14 protein-coding genes and 4 tRNA genes are annotated in these 17,717 nt (G+C 34.8%); 17 read left to right on the top strand and 1 reads right to left on the bottom strand.

Annotated elements, in window-relative coordinates; translation table 11 throughout:
• Positions 1–174: 174 nt before the first annotated feature.
• The 17 genes from rpsU (at position 175) to B0A65_RS17340 (ending at position 15,553) form a co-directional block, all read left to right on the top strand.
• Entirely contained in the window at positions 175–369 is a 195-nt protein-coding gene (gene rpsU, locus B0A65_RS17420; RefSeq protein WP_026985791.1) for a 30S ribosomal protein S21, read from the top strand.
• A gap of 133 nt (positions 370–502) precedes the next feature.
• The gene (locus B0A65_RS17415) at positions 503–1,396 is read left to right on the top strand and encodes a tyrosine-type recombinase/integrase (RefSeq protein ID WP_074659943.1); all 894 of its coding nucleotides are present in this window, start codon (positions 503–505) and stop codon (positions 1,394–1,396) included.
• Between the two features lie 34 nt (positions 1,397–1,430).
• A complete protein-coding gene (gene hpf, locus B0A65_RS17410) occupies positions 1,431–1,733 on the top strand; it encodes a ribosome hibernation-promoting factor, HPF/YfiA family (protein ID WP_042564006.1) in 303 nt (100 codons plus the stop codon).
• Positions 1,734–1,824: 91 nt separating this feature from the next.
• Positions 1,825–1,898: transfer RNA gene (locus B0A65_RS17405), tRNA-Thr, on the top strand.
• A gap of 54 nt (positions 1,899–1,952) precedes the next feature.
• Positions 1,953–2,033 (top strand) — tRNA-Tyr (locus tag B0A65_RS17400).
• 77 nt (positions 2,034–2,110) lie between these two features.
• Positions 2,111–2,182: transfer RNA gene (locus B0A65_RS17395), tRNA-Thr, on the top strand.
• Between the two features lie 55 nt (positions 2,183–2,237).
• A complete protein-coding gene (gene tuf, locus B0A65_RS17390; RefSeq protein WP_074659944.1) occupies positions 2,238–3,425 on the top strand; it encodes an elongation factor Tu in 1,188 nt (395 codons plus the stop codon).
• Positions 3,426–3,485: 60 nt separating this feature from the next.
• Positions 3,486–3,556: transfer RNA gene (locus tag B0A65_RS17385), tRNA-Trp, on the top strand.
• A gap of 18 nt (positions 3,557–3,574) precedes the next feature.
• Complete coding sequence (secE, locus tag B0A65_RS17380; RefSeq protein WP_008466927.1) at positions 3,575–3,772, top strand: preprotein translocase subunit SecE; 198 nt, start codon at positions 3,575–3,577, stop codon at positions 3,770–3,772.
• Positions 3,773–3,782: 10 nt separating this feature from the next.
• Positions 3,783–4,334, top strand: a complete 552-nt coding sequence (gene nusG / locus B0A65_RS17375; protein WP_029273444.1) for a transcription termination/antitermination protein NusG — start codon at positions 3,783–3,785, stop codon at positions 4,332–4,334.
• A gap of 67 nt (positions 4,335–4,401) precedes the next feature.
• Complete coding sequence (gene rplK, locus B0A65_RS17370; protein WP_007807442.1) at positions 4,402–4,839, top strand: 50S ribosomal protein L11; 438 nt, start codon at positions 4,402–4,404, stop codon at positions 4,837–4,839.
• Between the two features lie 13 nt (positions 4,840–4,852).
• A complete protein-coding gene (gene rplA / locus B0A65_RS17365; RefSeq protein ID WP_007807440.1) occupies positions 4,853–5,542 on the top strand; it encodes a 50S ribosomal protein L1 in 690 nt (229 codons plus the stop codon).
• 22 nt (positions 5,543–5,564) lie between these two features.
• The gene (rplJ, locus tag B0A65_RS17360; RefSeq protein WP_074659945.1) at positions 5,565–6,065 is read left to right on the top strand and encodes a 50S ribosomal protein L10; all 501 of its coding nucleotides are present in this window, start codon (positions 5,565–5,567) and stop codon (positions 6,063–6,065) included.
• 91 nt (positions 6,066–6,156) lie between these two features.
• Complete coding sequence (gene rplL, locus B0A65_RS17355) at positions 6,157–6,528, top strand: 50S ribosomal protein L7/L12 (RefSeq protein WP_007807437.1); 372 nt, start codon at positions 6,157–6,159, stop codon at positions 6,526–6,528.
• A 262-nt stretch (positions 6,529–6,790) separates the two neighbouring features.
• On the top strand, positions 6,791–10,603 hold the full coding sequence (gene rpoB / locus B0A65_RS17350; protein ID WP_074659946.1) for a DNA-directed RNA polymerase subunit beta: 3,813 nt from the start codon (positions 6,791–6,793) through the stop codon (positions 10,601–10,603).
• Positions 10,604–10,920: 317 nt separating this feature from the next.
• Positions 10,921–15,231 carry a DNA-directed RNA polymerase subunit beta' gene (gene rpoC / locus B0A65_RS17345; protein ID WP_074659947.1) on the top strand — a complete coding sequence of 1,437 codons (4,311 nt, stop codon included), beginning with the start codon at positions 10,921–10,923 and terminating at the stop codon, positions 15,229–15,231.
• A gap of 10 nt (positions 15,232–15,241) precedes the next feature.
• Complete coding sequence (locus B0A65_RS17340) at positions 15,242–15,553, top strand: DUF3467 domain-containing protein (protein WP_059116017.1); 312 nt, start codon at positions 15,242–15,244, stop codon at positions 15,551–15,553.
• A gap of 248 nt (positions 15,554–15,801) precedes the next feature.
• Here the strand turns inward: B0A65_RS17340 and B0A65_RS17335 are convergent, their stop codons facing one another.
• Positions 15,802–17,391 carry a peptide chain release factor 3 gene (locus B0A65_RS17335; RefSeq protein ID WP_056190737.1) on the bottom strand — a complete coding sequence of 530 codons (1,590 nt, stop codon included), beginning with the start codon at positions 17,389–17,391 and terminating at the stop codon, positions 15,802–15,804.
• Positions 17,392–17,717 lie beyond the last annotated feature (326 nt).

Here is a 17,717-nt window from a genome sequence, read left to right as displayed (position 1 = left end):
AAGAGTAAAGAGTAAAGAGTTATAACTATAATCTATTCTCTCTCTTCTATGTTCTTTCTTCTATGTTCTTTCTTCTATGTTCTTTCTTCTTTTAAAAATAATTCACAATTTATAACTCGTAATTCAAAATTAATATATACTTTTGCAGCCTTAACGAGAGGAGGTGTCTATATTATGTTAATTATACCAATTAAAGACGGAGAAAATATCGATAGAGCATTAAAGCGCTATAAAAGAAAATTTGATAAAACAGGAACTGTTCGTCAACTAAGAGCACGTACTGCTTTTATTAAGCCTTCTGTTATCAAAAGAGCTCAAATTCAAAAAGCGGCTTACATTCAAAACATGAGAGATGGTTTAGAAAGTTAGTATTAAGCTTTTCAAAAATAATTACCGTTAGTTGTCAATATTTTGATACTAACGGTTTTTTTATGCTTAATTTTGAGATAATATATATAGGTAGAATTTATTGTTGTTTTTGAATGAAGTAAAAATATTTGTAATGAAATCGAATAAAGACGCGTTTCGTGATTATCTACAGTTGGAGAAAAAATACTCAGAGCACACGGTTAATGCTTATTTGAATGATATTGGTTTTTTTCAAGTTTTCAATAAGGAAAATTTTGAACAGGAAGATATTGAAAAAGTAAATTACAGTCAAATTAGAAGTTGGGTTGTTTCTCTTGTTGATCAGGATATTTCAAATGTTTCTGTGAATAGAAAAATGGCTTCATTAAAAGCTTTTTATAAATTTCTTTTAAAAACAAAACAAATTGAGGTAAGTCCTATGTTGAAGCATAAGGCTTTGAAGACTCCGAAAGTTATTCAGATTCCATTTTCTGAAAAAGAACTTTCTGATTTAATGGGGCAGGTGAGTAGTTCTGTTGGTTTTGAAGAAATTCGTGATAGACTTATTGTTGATATGTTTTATACGACCGGAATGAGACGTGCTGAATTAATACATCTGATGATGTATAATGTTGATTTGGCTTCAAATGTGGTAAAGGTTTTGGGTAAGCGTAATAAAGAGCGTATTATTCCGGTTTTGCCGATTATTGCAGATCAGATTAAGTTATATCTTGATGAACGAAATTTGGTTGAAAATATTGTAGATACGGATTATTTTTTTATTTCAAAAAAAGGATTAAAATTAAGTGAATCTTTTGTGTATCGATTAATAAATTCTTACTTTAGTAGGGTCTCTGAAAAGGTAAAAAAAAGTCCGCATGTGCTTCGGCATACTTTTGCAACTCATTTACTTAATAACGGGGCAGATTTAAATTCAGTTAAGGAGTTATTAGGACATTCTAGTTTGGCATCTACACAAGTTTATACTCATAATAGTTTAGCGGAGCTTAAAAAAGTATATGGGGATGCTCATCCTAGAAATAAATAATACTTCTGAAATGTTTAACCATAAAATTAATATTATGAAGGTAGATGTTCATGCAGTTAACTTTACTGTTGACCGAAAGTTGGTGGATTTTATTCAAGAAAGAATGGATAAGTTGGAAAAGTATTACGATCGAGTTGTCTCGGCTGATGTTTTTTTAAAAGTTGAGAGAACAAGTGATAAAGAGAATAAAGCTGTTGAGATAAAGATTAATGTTCCTGGAGATGAATTTTTGGTTAAAAAGCAGTGTAAGACATTTGAAGAGGCAGTTGAGCTTTCGGCAGAATCTTTAGAGCGTTTACTGGTAAAAAGGAAAGAAAAAATAAGAGCACATATATAATTGGAAAATTTTTTCGAAAAATGTTTTGATACAAAGATAAAATAGCTACATTTGCAGTCCGTTAGAAATAGCGGACTTTTTTATTGATATTGCCAGCGTAGCTCAGTTGGCTAGAGCAGCTGATTTGTAATCAGCAGGTCGTGGGTTCGAGTCCCTCCGCCGGCTCTAGTTATTTCAAATGCGATTTGAAATTGTTCATGTAATTATTGATAAAAAAAAGGGGAGATACTCAAGCGGCCAACGAGGGCAGACTGTAAATCTGCTGTGTGAACTTCGCAGGTTCGAATCCTGCTCTCCCCACAAAAAAAGTTTAGATTTCAAATTGTTGATTTTAGATTGTAAAATCTAAATTCTTAAATCTAAAATCAGAACTCTCTGCCGGTGTAGCTCAGGGGTAGAGTGCTTCCTTGGTAAGGAAGAGGTCTCGGGTTCAATTCCCGACATTGGCTCAAGTAAGTAGGAAATTGAAAATTAATATATAACTAAGATTAAAAATTAAGTAAAATGGCAAAGGAGAATTTTAATCGTTCCAAACCGCACTTAAACATAGGTACAATTGGACACGTGGATCACGGAAAAACTACATTAACTGCTGCAATTACAAAAGTATTGTCTGATGCAGGTTACTGTCAAGCAAAATCGTTTGATCAAATCGATAACGCTCCAGAGGAGAAAGAAAGAGGTATTACTATTAATACATCACACGTAGAGTATGAAACAGCTAACCGTCACTACGCTCACGTTGACTGTCCAGGTCACGCGGATTACGTAAAGAACATGGTTACTGGTGCTGCTCAAATGGACGGAGCTATCTTAGTAGTTGCTGCTACAGATGGTCCAATGCCACAAACTCGTGAGCACATCCTTTTAGGTCGCCAGGTTGGTATTCCTAGAATGGTAGTTTTCATGAACAAAGTTGACATGGTTGATGACGCTGAGTTATTAGAGCTTGTTGAAATGGAAATTAGAGATTTATTATCTTTCTACGAATATGATGGAGATAATGGTCCAGTAGTTCAAGGTTCTGCTTTAGGAGGATTGAATAATGATCCTGCTTGGGTTCCTAAAATCATTGAATTAATGGAAGCTGTTGATAATTGGATCGAAGAGCCAATTCGTGATACTGCTAAACCATTCTTGATGCCGGTTGAAGATGTATTTACAATTACTGGTCGTGGAACTGTTGCTACAGGTCGTATCGAAACAGGTATTGCTAATACAGGAGATCCAGTTGAAATCATTGGTATGGGAGCTGATAAATTAACTTCTACTATTACAGGAGTTGAGATGTTCCGTAAAATCCTTGATAGAGGTGAGGCTGGAGATAACGTAGGTTTATTGTTAAGAGGTGTTGATAAAGAATCTATCAAAAGAGGAATGGTTATCATTAAGCCAGGATCAGTAAAACCACACGCTACTTTCAAAGCTGAGGTTTATATCTTGAAAAAAGAAGAAGGTGGACGTCATACTCCATTCCATAATAACTACCGTCCACAGTTCTACGTACGTACAACTGACGTAACAGGAGTTATTACTTTACCAGAAGGAGTAGAGATGGTAATGCCAGGAGATAACTTAACTATCAATGTATCTTTATTGAGCCCAATCGCAATGAGCGTAGGTTTACGTTTTGCTATCCGTGAAGGTGGTAGAACTGTAGGTGCAGGTCAGGTTACTGAAATAGTAGGATAATCCTATAAATATTATAAAAAGCCAGCTGATTTTCTTCATTGAAATCACTGGCTTTTAATTACGGGCGTAGTTCAAGGGTAGAATAGCGGTCTCCAAAACCGTTGATGGGGGTTCGAATCCCTCCGCCCGTGCAATATAAAATATATAAAATGACAAAAGTTACTAATTATTTATCAGAGGCTTTCGAGGAGTTAAAGTCAAATGTTACTTGGCCTGCTTGGGCTGAGGTTCAAAAATTGACAATTGTTGTGGCTGTATTTTCGATTCTATTTGCTTTGGCAACATGGGGAGTAGACGAATTTTTTGCAAAAGCTTTGGCTGGATTTTTTAACTGGTTAAAAGGATAATTTTTTTGTGATGGCAGATAATAATGTGAAAAAATGGTATGTGGTTAGAGCTGTAAGCGGACAAGAAAATAAAGTCAAAGCTTACATCGAAACTGAAATTGCCAGACTAGGTATGGGTGATTATGTTTCCCAAGTTTTAGTGCCTACAGAAAAAGTAGTTACTGTAAAAGAAGGAAAGAAAATGTCTAAGGATAAAGTTTACTTTCCTGGGTATGTTATGATCGAAGCCAATTTAGTTGGTGAGATACCTCATATTATTAAGTCTATTACAAGTGTAATTGGATTTTTAGGAGAGATTAAAGGCGGGGAACCTGTTCCTTTAAGACTTTCTGAAGTAAATAGAATGTTAGGTAAAGTAGATGAGTTAGCTGTAAATACAGATACTCGCGCTATTCCTTTCAACTTAGGAGAAACTGTTAAGGTGATCGATGGTCCTTTTAATGGCTTCAATGGTACGGTTGAAAAAATAAATGAAGAAAAGCGTAAACTTGAAGTAATGGTTAAGATTTTCGGAAGAAAAACTCCATTAGAATTAAGTTTTATGCAAGTTGAGAAAGTATAATTTTTGTTACATCTATAATAACCACTACAATTGCTTCCAATAATTGTGGTGTTAAATTTTTTAAAAAATGGCTAAAGAAATTAGTAAGGTAGTTAAACTACAAGTTAAGGGAGGTGCTGCGAATCCGTCGCCACCGGTTGGACCTGCTTTAGGAGCTGCTGGGGTTAATATCATGGAGTTCTGTAAGCAGTTCAATGCTAGAACACAAGATAAACCTGGCAAAATATGCCCAGTACAAATTACTGTGTATAAAGACAAATCATTTGATTTTGTTGTTAAGACTCCTCCAGCTGCTGTCCAATTATTGGAAGCTGCAAAGCTAAAGTCTGGATCAGGTGAACCAAATCGTAAAAAAGTAGCTAGTGTTACTTGGGACGTTATCAAAGCAATTGCTGAAGATAAAATGGTAGATTTAAATGCATTCACAATCGAATCTGCAATGAGCATGATCGCTGGAACTGCTAGATCTATGGGTATAACTGTATCAGGAGATGCTCCTTTTTAATTAAGAGAAAGAAATGGCAAAATTAACAAAAAAGCAAAAAGAGGCTGCTTCAAAAATTGAAAAGAACAAACTATACTCTTTGAAAGATGCTGCTGCATTGATTAAAGTTATAGCTTCTGCAAAATTTGATGAGTCTGTTGATATCGCAGTTCGTTTGGGTGTAGATCCAAGAAAAGCGAATCAAATGGTTAGAGGTGTGGTTACATTACCTCACGGAACAGGTAAAGACGTTAAAGTATTAGCATTGGTTACTCCAGATAAAGAAGCGGAAGCTAAAGAAGCTGGAGCTGATTATGTAGGTCTTGACGATTATTTACAAAAAATTAAAGATGGTTGGACAGATGTTGATGTTATCATCACTATGCCAGCTGTTATGGGTAAATTAGGTCCATTAGGTCGTATTTTAGGACCTAGAGGTTTAATGCCAAACCCTAAAACAGGTACTGTAACTATGGATGTTGCAAAAGCTGTTGCAGAGGTTAAAGCTGGTAAAATTGACTTTAAAGTTGATAAAACTGGTATCGTACATGCAGGAATTGGTAAAGTTTCTTTTGGAGCTGAGCAAATTTATGACAATGCACACGAAATTATTCAAACATTAATCAAACTTAAACCAACTGCTGCTAAAGGTACCTATATTAAAGGTATTCACCTTACAAGCACTATGAGTCCTGCAATTGCATTGGACCCTAAAGCAGTATAATTGGTAGTTAATAATTTTTAGTATGACTAGAGAAGAAAAATCAATCGCGATTGAAGATTTAACTGCACAGTTAGCTGGTACAAATATTATTTATGTATCTGATATTTCTGGATTAAATGCAGAAACAACTTCAAACTTGAGAAGAGCTTGCTTTAAAGCAGGTATAAAATTAGAGGTTGTAAAAAACACTTTGCTTGCAAAAGCAATGGAAGCTTCTGCTAATGACTATGGTGATTTACCTTCAGTATTGACTGGTAATAGTGCTATATTTATTTCAGATGTTGCAAATGCACCTGGAAAAATAATCAAAGATTTCAGAAAAAAATCGGCTAAACCTGTATTAAAAGGAGCTTATATTAATTCTGAAATTTATATTGGAGATGATCAATTAGATGCATTAGCAACTATTAAATCTAAAGAAGAACTTCTTGGAGAACTTATTGGATTATTGCAATCACCAGCACAAAGAGTTATCTCTGCTTTACAAAACCAATTCGCAAAGAGCGAAGAGGAAGAAGCATAATAACAAACGCAGGGAACATTATTTCCTTGCTGCTTAATTAGCGCACAATAAATAAATTATATTTTACAAATCATTTTAAACGATAGAAAAAATGGCAGATTTGAAACAATTCGCAGAACAATTAGTTAACTTAACAGTTAAAGAAGTTAACGAATTAGCAACAATATTAAAAGACGAGTATGGTATCGAGCCTGCTGCTGCAGCTGTAGTAGTTGCTGCTGGTGGTGGAGAAGGTGCTGCTGAAGAAGCACAAACTGAATTTACAGTTGTATTAAAAGAAGCTGGTGCTTCTAAATTAGCAGTTGTAAAATTAGTTAAAGAACTTACAGGTTTAGGTTTGAAAGAAGCTAAAGATGTAGTTGACGGTGCTCCAAGTAACGTTAAAGAAGGTGTTTCTAAAGAAGAGGCTGAAGGTCTTAAAAAATCATTAGAAGAAGCTGGAGCTGTAGTTGAGCTTAAATAATTCAACTCAGTTTTAAGAACTAGGTTTAGGTCTTGAGGTAACTCAATGGCCTAAACCATTTTTCGTATAATAAAATATATCCAATTTTATTATTCAAATAGTTTAAAATACGAAAAAGTTTTTGATCAATACGAAGAAAAAAATTAAGCTCACTTTACTAGTTTATTTTTAAAGATGTATTGATTATAATAAGAAAGTATAGATTAAACAGTGTGTGTTTACACAAAAAATTACTTTTTTTTAATCAAAATTTTGTCCATTGATGATAACAAATCAGACTGAAAGATTGAATTTTGCCTCTACAAAAAATATCCCTGACTATCCAGATTTCCTAGATGTTCAGGTTAAATCTTTTAAGGATTTCTTTCAATTAGAAACGAAATCTGACGAAAGAGGCAACGAAGGGTTATACAACACCTTCATGGAAAACTTTCCAATCACAGATACAAGAAATAACTTTGTATTGGAATTCCTAGATTATTTTGTTGATCCGCCACGTTATACAATTCAAGAATGTATAGAGAGAGGTCTTACTTATAGTGTTCCTTTAAAAGCCAGGTTAAAACTATATTGTACAGATCCAGAACACGAAGATTTTGAAACTATTGTACAAGATGTTTATCTTGGAACAATACCTTATATGACTCCAAGCGGTACTTTTGTTATCAATGGTGCTGAGCGTGTAGTAGTATCTCAACTACACCGTTCTCCTGGGGTTTTCTTTGGTCAATCATTCCATGCAAATGGTACAAAACTTTATTCTGCCAGAGTAATTCCTTTTAAAGGTTCCTGGATAGAATTTTCTACAGATATCAATAGCGTAATGTACGCTTATATCGATAGAAAGAAAAAATTACCGGTTACAACTTTATTCCGTGCAATCGGGTTCGAAAGAGATAAGGATATCCTTGAAATTTTCGACTTAGCTGAAGAAATTAAAGTTTCTAAAACTGGTATTAAAAAATACATTGGAAGAAGACTTGCGGCACGTGTATTAAACACTTGGCATGAGGATTTCGTTGATGAGGATACTGGAGAGGTAGTTTCTATCGAACGTAACGAAATCATTCTTGATAGAGATACTATTATCGACAAAGATAATGTTGAAGAAATCATTGATTCTAATGTAAAATCTATTTTGTTGCATAAAGAGGATAATAATCAGGCAGATTATGCTATTATCCACAATACGTTGCAAAAAGATCCAACAAACTCTGAAAAAGAAGCTGTAGAGCACATTTACCGTCAGTTGCGTAACGCTGAACCGCCTGATGAGGAAACTGCTCGTGGTATTATAGATAAATTGTTCTTCTCTGATCAACGTTATAACTTAGGTGAAGTTGGTCGTTATAGAATGAATAAAAAACTTGGTTTGGATATCCCAATGGAAAAGCAAGTGCTTACCAAAGAAGATATCATTACCATTGTAAAATATTTGATCGAATTAATCAACTCTAAAGCAGAGATTGATGATATTGATCACTTATCAAACCGTCGTGTTAGAACAGTTGGTGAACAATTGTCTCAACAATTCGGTGTTGGTTTAGCGCGTATGGCGAGAACTATTCGTGAGAGAATGAACGTTAGAGATAACGAGGTGTTTACACCAATTGATTTGATTAATGCTAAAACATTGTCGTCAGTTATCAACTCTTTCTTTGGTACTAACCAGTTATCTCAATTTATGGATCAAACGAATCCATTGGCTGAGATTACACACAAAAGAAGATTATCTGCACTTGGACCTGGTGGACTTTCGAGAGAGAGAGCTGGTTTCGAGGTTCGTGACGTTCACTATACACACTATGGTCGTTTATGTCCGATTGAAACTCCAGAGGGACCAAACATTGGTTTGATTTCATCTCTTGGTGTTTATGCAAAAGTAAACGGAATGGGTTTCATCGAAACTCCATACCGTAAAGTTACAAATGGTGTAGTTGATTTAGAAAGTACTCCTATTTATTTAAGTGCTGAAGAAGAAGAAGGAAAAATGATTGCTCAGGCAAACATTGAAATGGATGCTACTGGTAAAATTACGGCAAGCAACGTTATTGCTCGTGAGGAAGGTGACTTCCCGGTTGTTGAACCATCTGCAGTACATTATACAGACGTTGCTCCTAACCAGATTGCTTCGATTTCTGCTTCATTGATTCCTTTCTTGGAACATGATGATGCGAATAGAGCCTTGATGGGATCTAACATGATGCGTCAGGCGGTTCCTTTGATCCGTCCGGAAGCTCCGATTGTTGGTACAGGTTTAGAGCGTCAGGTAGCTTCAGATTCTAGGGTATTGATTAATGCTGAGGGAGATGGAACTGTAGAATATGTTGATGCTAATATCATTACTATCAAATACGACCGTACTGAAGATGAAAGAATGGTTAGTTTTGATGCTGATGAAAAAACGTACAACTTAATTAAATTTAGAAAAACCAATCAAGGTACAAGTATCAACTTGAAACCAATCGTAAGAAAGGGTGACAGAGTTATTCTTGGACAAGTATTATCAGAAGGATATGCTACTCAAAATGGTGAATTAGCTTTAGGTAGAAACTTAAAAGTTGCGTTCATGCCATGGAAAGGGTATAACTTTGAGGATGCGATTGTGATTTCTGAAAAAGTAGTTCGTGATGATATTTTTACTTCTATCCACGTTGATGATTATTCATTAGAGGTTAGAGATACTAAGTTAGGAAATGAAGAGTTAACAAACGATATTCCTAACGTTTCTGAAGAAGCTACTAAAGATTTAGATGAAAACGGTATGATCAGAATTGGAGCAGAGGTTAAACCTGGCGACATTTTGATCGGGAAAATTACACCAAAAGGAGAATCAGATCCTACTCCGGAAGAGAAATTGCTTCGTGCAATCTTCGGGGATAAAGCAGGTGATGTAAAAGATGCTTCATTAAAAGCTTCTCCATCTTTACATGGTGTAGTTCTTGACAAAAAATTATTTGCAAGAGCCGTAAAAGATAAACGTAAACGTACTCAGGATAAAGATGCTTTAGGCGCTTTAGAAATGGAATTTGAAACTAAATTTGTTGAATTAAAAGACAGATTGGTTGAAAAATTATTCCTGATCGTTAACGGAAAAACATCTCAGGGTGTAATGAATGATTTGGGTGAAGAAGTTTTACCAAAAGGTAAAAAATATACTCAAAAAATGCTTTACGCAGTAGAGGATTTTGCTCACTTAAGCAAAGGTCAATGGGTTGCTGATGACGCTACAAATAAAATGGTTAATGATTTAATTCATAACTATAAAATTAAGCTGAACGACTTACAAGGATCTTTAAGAAGAGAAAAATTCACTATTACAGTTGGAGATGAATTACCATCTGGAATATTGAAATTAGCGAAAATTTATATCGCTAAAAAACGTAAACTGAAAGTAGGGGATAAAATGGCAGGACGTCACGGTAACAAAGGTATTGTTGCAAGAATCGTTCGTCATGAAGATATGCCTTTCCTTGAAGACGGAACACCAGTAGATATCGTATTGAATCCACTTGGGGTACCTTCACGTATGAACATTGGTCAGATTTATGAAACTGTTCTTGGATGGGCTGGACAAAATTTAGGTAGAAAATTTGCTACTCCAATTTTTGACGGTGCCACTTTAGATCAAATTAATGAATTAACTGATGAAGCCGGAGTACCACGTTTCGGACATACACACCTTTATGATGGTGGTACTGGAGAGCGTTTCCATCAAGCTGCAACTGTGGGTGTAATTTACATGCTTAAATTAGGACACATGGTTGATGATAAGATGCACGCACGTTCTATCGGACCATACTCGTTGATTACTCAACAACCACTTGGAGGTAAAGCTCAATTTGGAGGTCAGCGTTTTGGAGAGATGGAGGTTTGGGCACTTGAAGCTTATGGAGCATCAAGTACTCTTCGTGAAATCTTAACAGTTAAATCGGATGACGTTATTGGTAGAGCTAAAACTTACGAGGCTATCGTTAAAGGAGAATCTATGCCAGAACCGGGATTACCTGAATCATTCAATGTATTAATGCATGAATTAAAAGGTCTTGGACTTGACATTCGTTTAGAAGAATAAATAAAGTTTTCAGTTACAGTCTCAGTATTCAGATCACTCTGAAAGCTGAGACTGAAGCTGTTTATAAAATACCAGTTTTTAGGATTTATACCCGTAACCCGTTCCGATTTTTTATTTAAACTTTAAAAGTTTCATAATTAGCGCTTCAAGAATAAGTTTTGAAGTTTAGAGAAGTAACCCGAGGTAGTACTTTTAGTCTAAAGTCAAATGTCATAAAGTCTTAAAGTCCAGCAATGGCTTTCGACTTTCGACTTTCAAACTTTTGACTTAAAATTAAAATCAATTTTTTAATTGCAAATAAATCAATAGTAAAAACTATGATGAATAATAGAAATAATAATAAAGATAAAAATCCAGTTAAAAGATTTAATAAAATCTCAATTGGATTGGCTTCACCAGAATCTATCCTGAAAGAATCAAGAGGAGAGGTGTTGAAACCAGAAACTATCAACTACAGAACTCACAAACCAGAGCGTGACGGACTTTTCTGCGAAAGAATCTTCGGACCAGTTAAGGATTTTGAATGTGCTTGTGGTAAATACAAAAGAATTCGTTACAAAGGTATTATCTGTGACCGTTGTGGTGTTGAAGTTACGGAGAAAAAAGTACGTCGTGACAGAGTAGGACACATCAACCTTGTTGTGCCTATTGCTCATATCTGGTATTTCCGTTCTCTTCCAAACAAAATTGGTTATATCCTTGGTCTTCCATCTAAGAAATTAGATATGATCATTTACTACGAAAGATACGTAGTAATTCAGGCTGGTATTGCTAAAAATGCAGATGGAGAATCATTACAAAGATTAGATTTCTTAACTGAAGAAGAATATTTGAATATTTTAGACACTCTTCCACAGGAAAATCAATATTTAGATGATATGGATCCTAATAAATTTGTTGCCAAAATGGGCGCAGAATGTATTATGGATTTATTAGCTCGTATCGATTTAGATGAGTTGTCTTACCAATTAAGACACAGTGCTAATAACGAAACGTCTAAACAACGTAAAACTGAAGCTTTAAAAAGATTACAGGTTGTTGAGTCTTTCCGTGAGTCTAACTTAAACCGCGAAAATCGTCCTGAATGGATGATCATGAAAGTGGTTCCTGTTATTCCACCAGAATTACGTCCGCTTGTACCACTTGATGGAGGTCGTTTTGCAACTTCAGATTTAAATGACTTATACCGTCGTGTAATCATCCGTAACAATCGTTTGAAAAGATTAATGGAGATTAAAGCTCCAGAAGTTATCTTGAGAAACGAAAAACGTATGTTACAAGAATCTGTAGATTCATTATTTGATAACACTCGTAAAGCTTCTGCAGTTAAAACAGAATCTAACAGACCATTAAAATCATTATCAGATTCGTTAAAAGGTAAGCAAGGACGTTTCCGTCAAAACTTACTTGGTAAGCGTGTGGATTATTCTGCTCGTTCTGTAATTGTTGTTGGTCCTGAATTAAAATTATTCGAATGCGGATTGCCAAAAGATATGGCATCTGAGTTATACAAACCTTTCGTAATCCGTAAATTGATTGAAAGAGGTATTGTTAAGACAGTAAAATCTGCTAAGAAAATCATAGACAAAAAAGAGCCTGTAGTTTGGGATATCCTTGAAAATGTAATCAAAGGACACCCTGTATTACTTAACCGTGCTCCTACGTTACACAGACTTGGTATTCAAGCTTTCCAACCAAAATTAATTGAAGGAAAAGCGATCCAATTGCACCCATTAGTATGTACGGCTTTCAACGCCGATTTTGATGGGGATCAGATGGCAGTTCACTTGCCATTAGGACCAGAGGCTATTTTAGAGGCACAATTATTAATGTTGGCTTCTCACAATATTCTTAACCCTGCAAATGGAGCTCCAATTACTGTACCTTCTCAGGATATGGTCTTGGGTCTATATTATATGACCAAAGAACGTATCTCAACACCAGAACATGTAATTTTAGGTCAAGACTTAACTTTCTATTCTGCTGAAGAAGTAAACATTGCATTAAACGAAGGAAGATTAGAATTAAATGCTCGTGTAAGAATCAGAGCAAAAGATTTTAATGACGCTGGAGAATTAGTGTTTAAAATTATTCAAACAACTGCAGGACGTGTATTATTTAATGAAGTAGTACCTGAAGCAGCTGGATATATCAATGATGTATTGACTAAGAAAAACCTTAGAGATATTATCGGACACATTTTAAGTGTGACTGATGTACCTACTACTGCAGCTTTCTTGGACAATATGAAAGATATGGGTTATAAATTCGCATTTAGAGGAGGTTTATCATTCTCTCTTGGTGATATTAGAATCCCGGAACAAAAAACAAAATTAATTGCAGATGCCAGAGAGCAAGTTGAAGGTATTTCTGTGAATTATAACATGGGTCTTATTACCAATAACGAACGTTACAATCAGGTTATTGACGTATGGACTTCAGCAAATGCTCAGTTGACAGAATTAGCAATGAAAAATATTAGAGAAGACCAACAAGGTTTTAACTCTGTATATATGATGCTTGACTCTGGAGCGAGGGGTTCTAAGGAACAGATTCGTCAGTTAACTGGTATGCGTGGTTTGATGGCTAAGCCTAAAAAATCTACTGCTGGTGGTGGAGAAATTATTGAAAACCCGATTCTTTCTAACTTTAAGGAAGGTCTTTCTATTCTTGAGTACTTTATTTCTACTCACGGTGCTCGTAAAGGACTTGCGGATACGGCTCTTAAAACTGCCGATGCCGGATACTTGACAAGAAGACTTCATGACGTATCACAAGATGTTATTGTTAACATCGAAGATTGTGGAACTTTAAGAGGTGTTGAAGTTTCAGCTTTGAAGAAAAATGAGGAAATCGTTGAATCATTAGGAGAAAGAATTTTAGGACGTGTTGCATTGCAAGATGTTATAAATCCACTTACTAATGAAGTAATGGTTCAATCTGGTCAACAAATTACTGAAGCAATTATGAGAACTATCGAAGCTTCTCCAATTGAAAAAGTAGAGGTTAGATCTCCATTAACTTGTGAAGCTTTAAAAGGTATTTGTGCTAAATGTTACGGTAGAAACTTAGCTACTGGTAAAATGACACAAAGAGGTGAAGCTGTCGGAGTTATTGCAGCTCAGTCTATTGGTGAGCCGGGTACACAGTTGACACTTCGTACGTTCCACGTTGGAGGGGTTGCTGGAGGTATTTCTGAAGAATCTAGTATTGTTACAAGATTCAACGGTAGACTTGAGATTGAAGATTTAAAAACTGTTAAAGGTGAGGATAGTGAAGGTAATGCGACTGATATCGTAGTATCACGTTCAACTGAATTAAAATTAGTTGATGAGAAAACTGGAATCGTTTTAAATACACACAATATTCCTTACGGATCTAGTATTTTTGTTAAGGATGGTGAATCAGTTACTAAAGGATCTGTGATCTGTAAGTGGGATCCATATAATGGTGTAATTGTTTCTGAATTTACTGGTAAAATTGCTTACGAGGATTTAGAGCAAGGACAATCATTCATGGTTGAAATCGATGAGCAAACAGGATTCCAGGAAAAAGTAATTTCTGAAGCTAGAAATAAAAAATTAATTCCAACTTTATTGGTTTACGGTAAAGAAGGTGAATTGATTCGTTCGTATAACTTACCAGTAGGAGCACACCTTATGGTTGAGAATGGTGAGAAAATTAAAGCAGGTAAAGTATTGGTTAAAATTCCACGTCGTTCTTCTAAAGCGGGCGATATCACAGGAGGTTTACCAAGAATTACTGAGTTGCTTGAGGCTCGTAACCCTTCAAACCCAGCAGTTGTTTCTGAAATTGACGGTGTTGTTTCTTTTGGAAAAATCAAAAGAGGTAACCGTGAAATTGTTATCGAATCTAAATTTGGTGAGATTAAAAAGTATTTAGTTAAACTTTCTAGCCAAATCTTGGTACAGGAAAATGACTTCGTAAGAGCAGGAGTACCATTGTCTGACGGTGCAATTACACCAGATGACATTTTAAGAATTCAAGGTCCAGCTGCTGTTCAACAATACTTGGTTAATGAAATTCAAGAGGTATACCGTTTACAAGGGGTAAAAATTAATGACAAGCACTTTGAGGTAGTTATTCGTCAAATGATGCGTAAAGTAAGAGTTCAAGATCCAGGAGATACATTATTCCTAGAAGATCAATTGATTCACACTAAAGATTTTATCGTTCAAAACGATAAATTATATGGTATGAAAGTAGTTGAAGATGCTGGAGATTCTGCTGTATTGAAACCAGGTCAAATTATTACACCTCGTGACTTACGTGATGAAAACTCATTGTTGAAACGAAATGATAAAAACCTTGTTGTAGCAAGAGATGTAATTACCGCAACTGCAACGCCAGTTTTACAAGGTATTACAAGAGCTTCGCTACAAACTAAATCATTCATCTCTGCTGCTTCTTTCCAGGAAACAACAAAAGTACTTAACGAAGCTGCTGTAGCTGGTAAAGTAGATGATTTAGAAGGATTAAAAGAAAATGTAATTGTTGGACACAGAATTCCTGCAGGAACTGGTATGAGAGAATACGATAACACTATCGTAGGATCTAAAGACGATTACAATGAAATGATGGCAAATAAAGAAGAATATATTTATTAATTAGGAAACTATGAGTAATCCGAAACAACAACAGGAGCAAATTAATATTGAGTTGGATGAGACTATTGCAGAAGGAATTTATTCTAATCTTGCCATTATCAACCACTCATCATCAGAGTTTGTTTTAGATTTTGTGAGCATTATGCCAGGTATTCCTAAAGCCAAGGTAAAGTCAAGAATTGTTTTGACACCACAACATGCTAAAAGATTATTGAAGGCAATAGGTGAAAATATTCATCGTTTTGAAGCCGCTCATGGCGAAATTAAAGACACTGAACAAGCACCAATTCCGCTTAATTTTGGTCCGGCAGGACAAGCATAAATTAGAAAAGCCCCAGTAATGGGGCTTTTTTTTGCTCAAAATCTAAAATTAAATGCACTTTAACCGATTTAATTTTACTTTCGTCGACTTAATTTTCTTCTTACGTGACATTTCTCTAAATTAGTATTTCCTAATAGAAAAGATTTATTTTTTGGAATATAATGACTTAGTAAGGTTGGTTTAATTCAAATTAAAAAAAAGCGCTAATTATATAATTAGCGCTTTTTTTATGATGTTGAAATTGGAATTTAGTCAAATTCAGAAGTGAAAAATAATTTCACACTTGGATATTTACTTTGTGTCATTTGAATTGTAAAATCGGAATCGGCTAAGAATACCAATTGGCCATATTTATCGTGTGCCAGGAATTTTTGTTTGATTCGTTTAAATTCTTTAAACTCATCATTTTTGGCATCGTCAGGTTTTACCCAACAAGCTTTATGAACCGGGAAGTTTTCATAAGTACATTTTGCACCATACTCATGTTCTAAACGGTATTGAATTACTTCATATTGAAGTGCTCCAACAGTTCCAATAACTTTACGGTTGTTCATCTCTAATGTAAATAACTGAGCAACACCTTCATCCATTAACTGATCTACACCTTTGTCCAATTGCTTGGCTTTCATTGGGTCAGCATTATTAATGTATCTAAAATGTTCTGGAGAGAAACTTGGAATTCCTTTGAAACTCATTATTTCGCCTTCTGTTAAAGTATCTCCAATTTTAAAGTTTCCTGTATCATGCAAACCAACGATGTCGCCAGGATATGAAATATCTACAATCTCTTTTTTCTCAGCAAAGAATGCATTTGGACTGGAGAATTTTAAATTTTTCTTTTGACGAACGTGATAGTAAGGTTTGTTTCTTTCAAAAGTTCCTGAAACAATTTTGATAAAAGCTAAACGATCTCTGTGTTTTGGATCCATATTGGCATGGATTTTAAACACAAATCCTGTCATTTTTTCTTCTTTTGGATCAACTAAACGAGTTTCAGAATCTTTTGGTCTTGGAGAAGGAGCGATAGTTACAAAACAATCTAACAATTCACGAACTCCAAAATTATTTAAAGCCGAACCAAAAAATACAGGTTGGATTTTTCCGTCTAAATAATCCTGACGTTCAAATTTTGGATAAACTTCATCGATTAATTCTAATTCTTCACGTAGTTTATCTGCAGGTTTTTGACCAATTATTTTTTCTAATTCAGGATTTTGAACATCTGAAAAAGCAATAGTTTCTTCAATATTTTTACGGCTGTCTCCGCTAAATAGATTGATGTTTTGTTCCCATAAATTGTAAATTCCCTGAAAATCATAACCCATTCCGATTGGGAAACTCAAAGGAGTAACTGTTAAACCTAATTTCTGTTCAACTTCATCCATTAAGTCAAAAGCATCTTTTCCTTCACGGTCTAATTTATTGATGAAAACGATCATCGGAATATTTCTCATTCTACAAACTGCAACTAGTTTTTCAGTTTGTTCCTCGACTCCTTTTGCAACGTCTATAACGACAATAACACTATCTACAGCAGTTAGAGTTCTAAATGTATCTTCGGCAAAATCCTTGTGTCCTGGCGTATCAAGAATATTGATTTTTTTGTCTTTATAATTAAAAGCAAGTACGGATGTAGAAACCGAAATACCTCTTTGGCGTTCGATTTCCATGAAATCACTCGTTGCTCCTTTTTTGATTTTATTATTTTTTACTGCACCAGCTTCCTGAATTGCACCTCCAAACAATAATAACTTTTCAGTTAAAGTTGTTTTACCGGCATCGGGATGCGATATAATTCCGAATGTTCTTCTGCGTTGTATTTCTTTTAAAAAGCTCATATTTTGTATAAATAGGTTGCAAAAGTACTATTAATTACGGCTTAATAAAAATATTCACTTCTATAATTTAGAAGTCGTTACTTTATAAATAGAAACTTTTTAAGTAAAAAAAGACTCTTTTTTTAGCTGTTCACGTTTTTGTCTGTATTTTTCAATAAAGTAATTCCTAAAAAAAGGGAAACAGGATTTGGTCCACTTTTTAATGAATAATTATCGATAAATCAGTTCTATTTGTGAAATTGAAATGTGAGCCATATAATTTTTTGTTAATAGTATGGCTGATAGTTGTATTATGTGATTGAATTGTTATTTTTGTTCGTTATAAG

This window comes from Flavobacterium frigidimaris, assembly GCF_002217275.1.
Classification (GTDB): domain Bacteria; phylum Bacteroidota; class Bacteroidia; order Flavobacteriales; family Flavobacteriaceae; genus Flavobacterium; species Flavobacterium aquidurense.
This window is presented reverse-complemented; position numbering and strand designations above follow the sequence as displayed.

What these genes read in the sequence shown, in the direction of transcription:
- rpoC (WP_074659947.1), top strand. Translation starts at nt 10,921, where the DNA reads ATGATGAATAATAGAAATAATAATAAAGATAAAAATCCAGTTAAAAGA.
- B0A65_RS17335 (WP_056190737.1), bottom strand. Translation starts at nt 17,391, where the DNA reads ATGAGCTTTTTAAAAGAAATACAACGCAGAAGAACATTCGGAATTATA.
- tuf (WP_074659944.1), top strand. Translation starts at nt 2,238, where the DNA reads ATGGCAAAGGAGAATTTTAATCGTTCCAAACCGCACTTAAACATAGGT.
- rplA (WP_007807440.1), top strand. Translation starts at nt 4,853, where the DNA reads ATGGCAAAATTAACAAAAAAGCAAAAAGAGGCTGCTTCAAAAATTGAA.
- rpoB (WP_074659946.1), top strand. Translation starts at nt 6,791, where the DNA reads ATGATAACAAATCAGACTGAAAGATTGAATTTTGCCTCTACAAAAAAT.
- nusG (WP_029273444.1), top strand. Translation starts at nt 3,783, where the DNA reads ATGGCAGATAATAATGTGAAAAAATGGTATGTGGTTAGAGCTGTAAGC.
- secE (WP_008466927.1), top strand. Translation starts at nt 3,575, where the DNA reads ATGACAAAAGTTACTAATTATTTATCAGAGGCTTTCGAGGAGTTAAAG.
- B0A65_RS17340 (WP_059116017.1), top strand. Translation starts at nt 15,242, where the DNA reads ATGAGTAATCCGAAACAACAACAGGAGCAAATTAATATTGAGTTGGAT.
- rplK (WP_007807442.1), top strand. Translation starts at nt 4,402, where the DNA reads ATGGCTAAAGAAATTAGTAAGGTAGTTAAACTACAAGTTAAGGGAGGT.
- rplL (WP_007807437.1), top strand. Translation starts at nt 6,157, where the DNA reads ATGGCAGATTTGAAACAATTCGCAGAACAATTAGTTAACTTAACAGTT.
- rplJ (WP_074659945.1), top strand. Translation starts at nt 5,565, where the DNA reads ATGACTAGAGAAGAAAAATCAATCGCGATTGAAGATTTAACTGCACAG.
- B0A65_RS17415 (WP_074659943.1), top strand. Translation starts at nt 503, where the DNA reads ATGAAATCGAATAAAGACGCGTTTCGTGATTATCTACAGTTGGAGAAA.
- rpsU (WP_026985791.1), top strand. Translation starts at nt 175, where the DNA reads ATGTTAATTATACCAATTAAAGACGGAGAAAATATCGATAGAGCATTA.
- hpf (WP_042564006.1), top strand. Translation starts at nt 1,431, where the DNA reads ATGAAGGTAGATGTTCATGCAGTTAACTTTACTGTTGACCGAAAGTTG.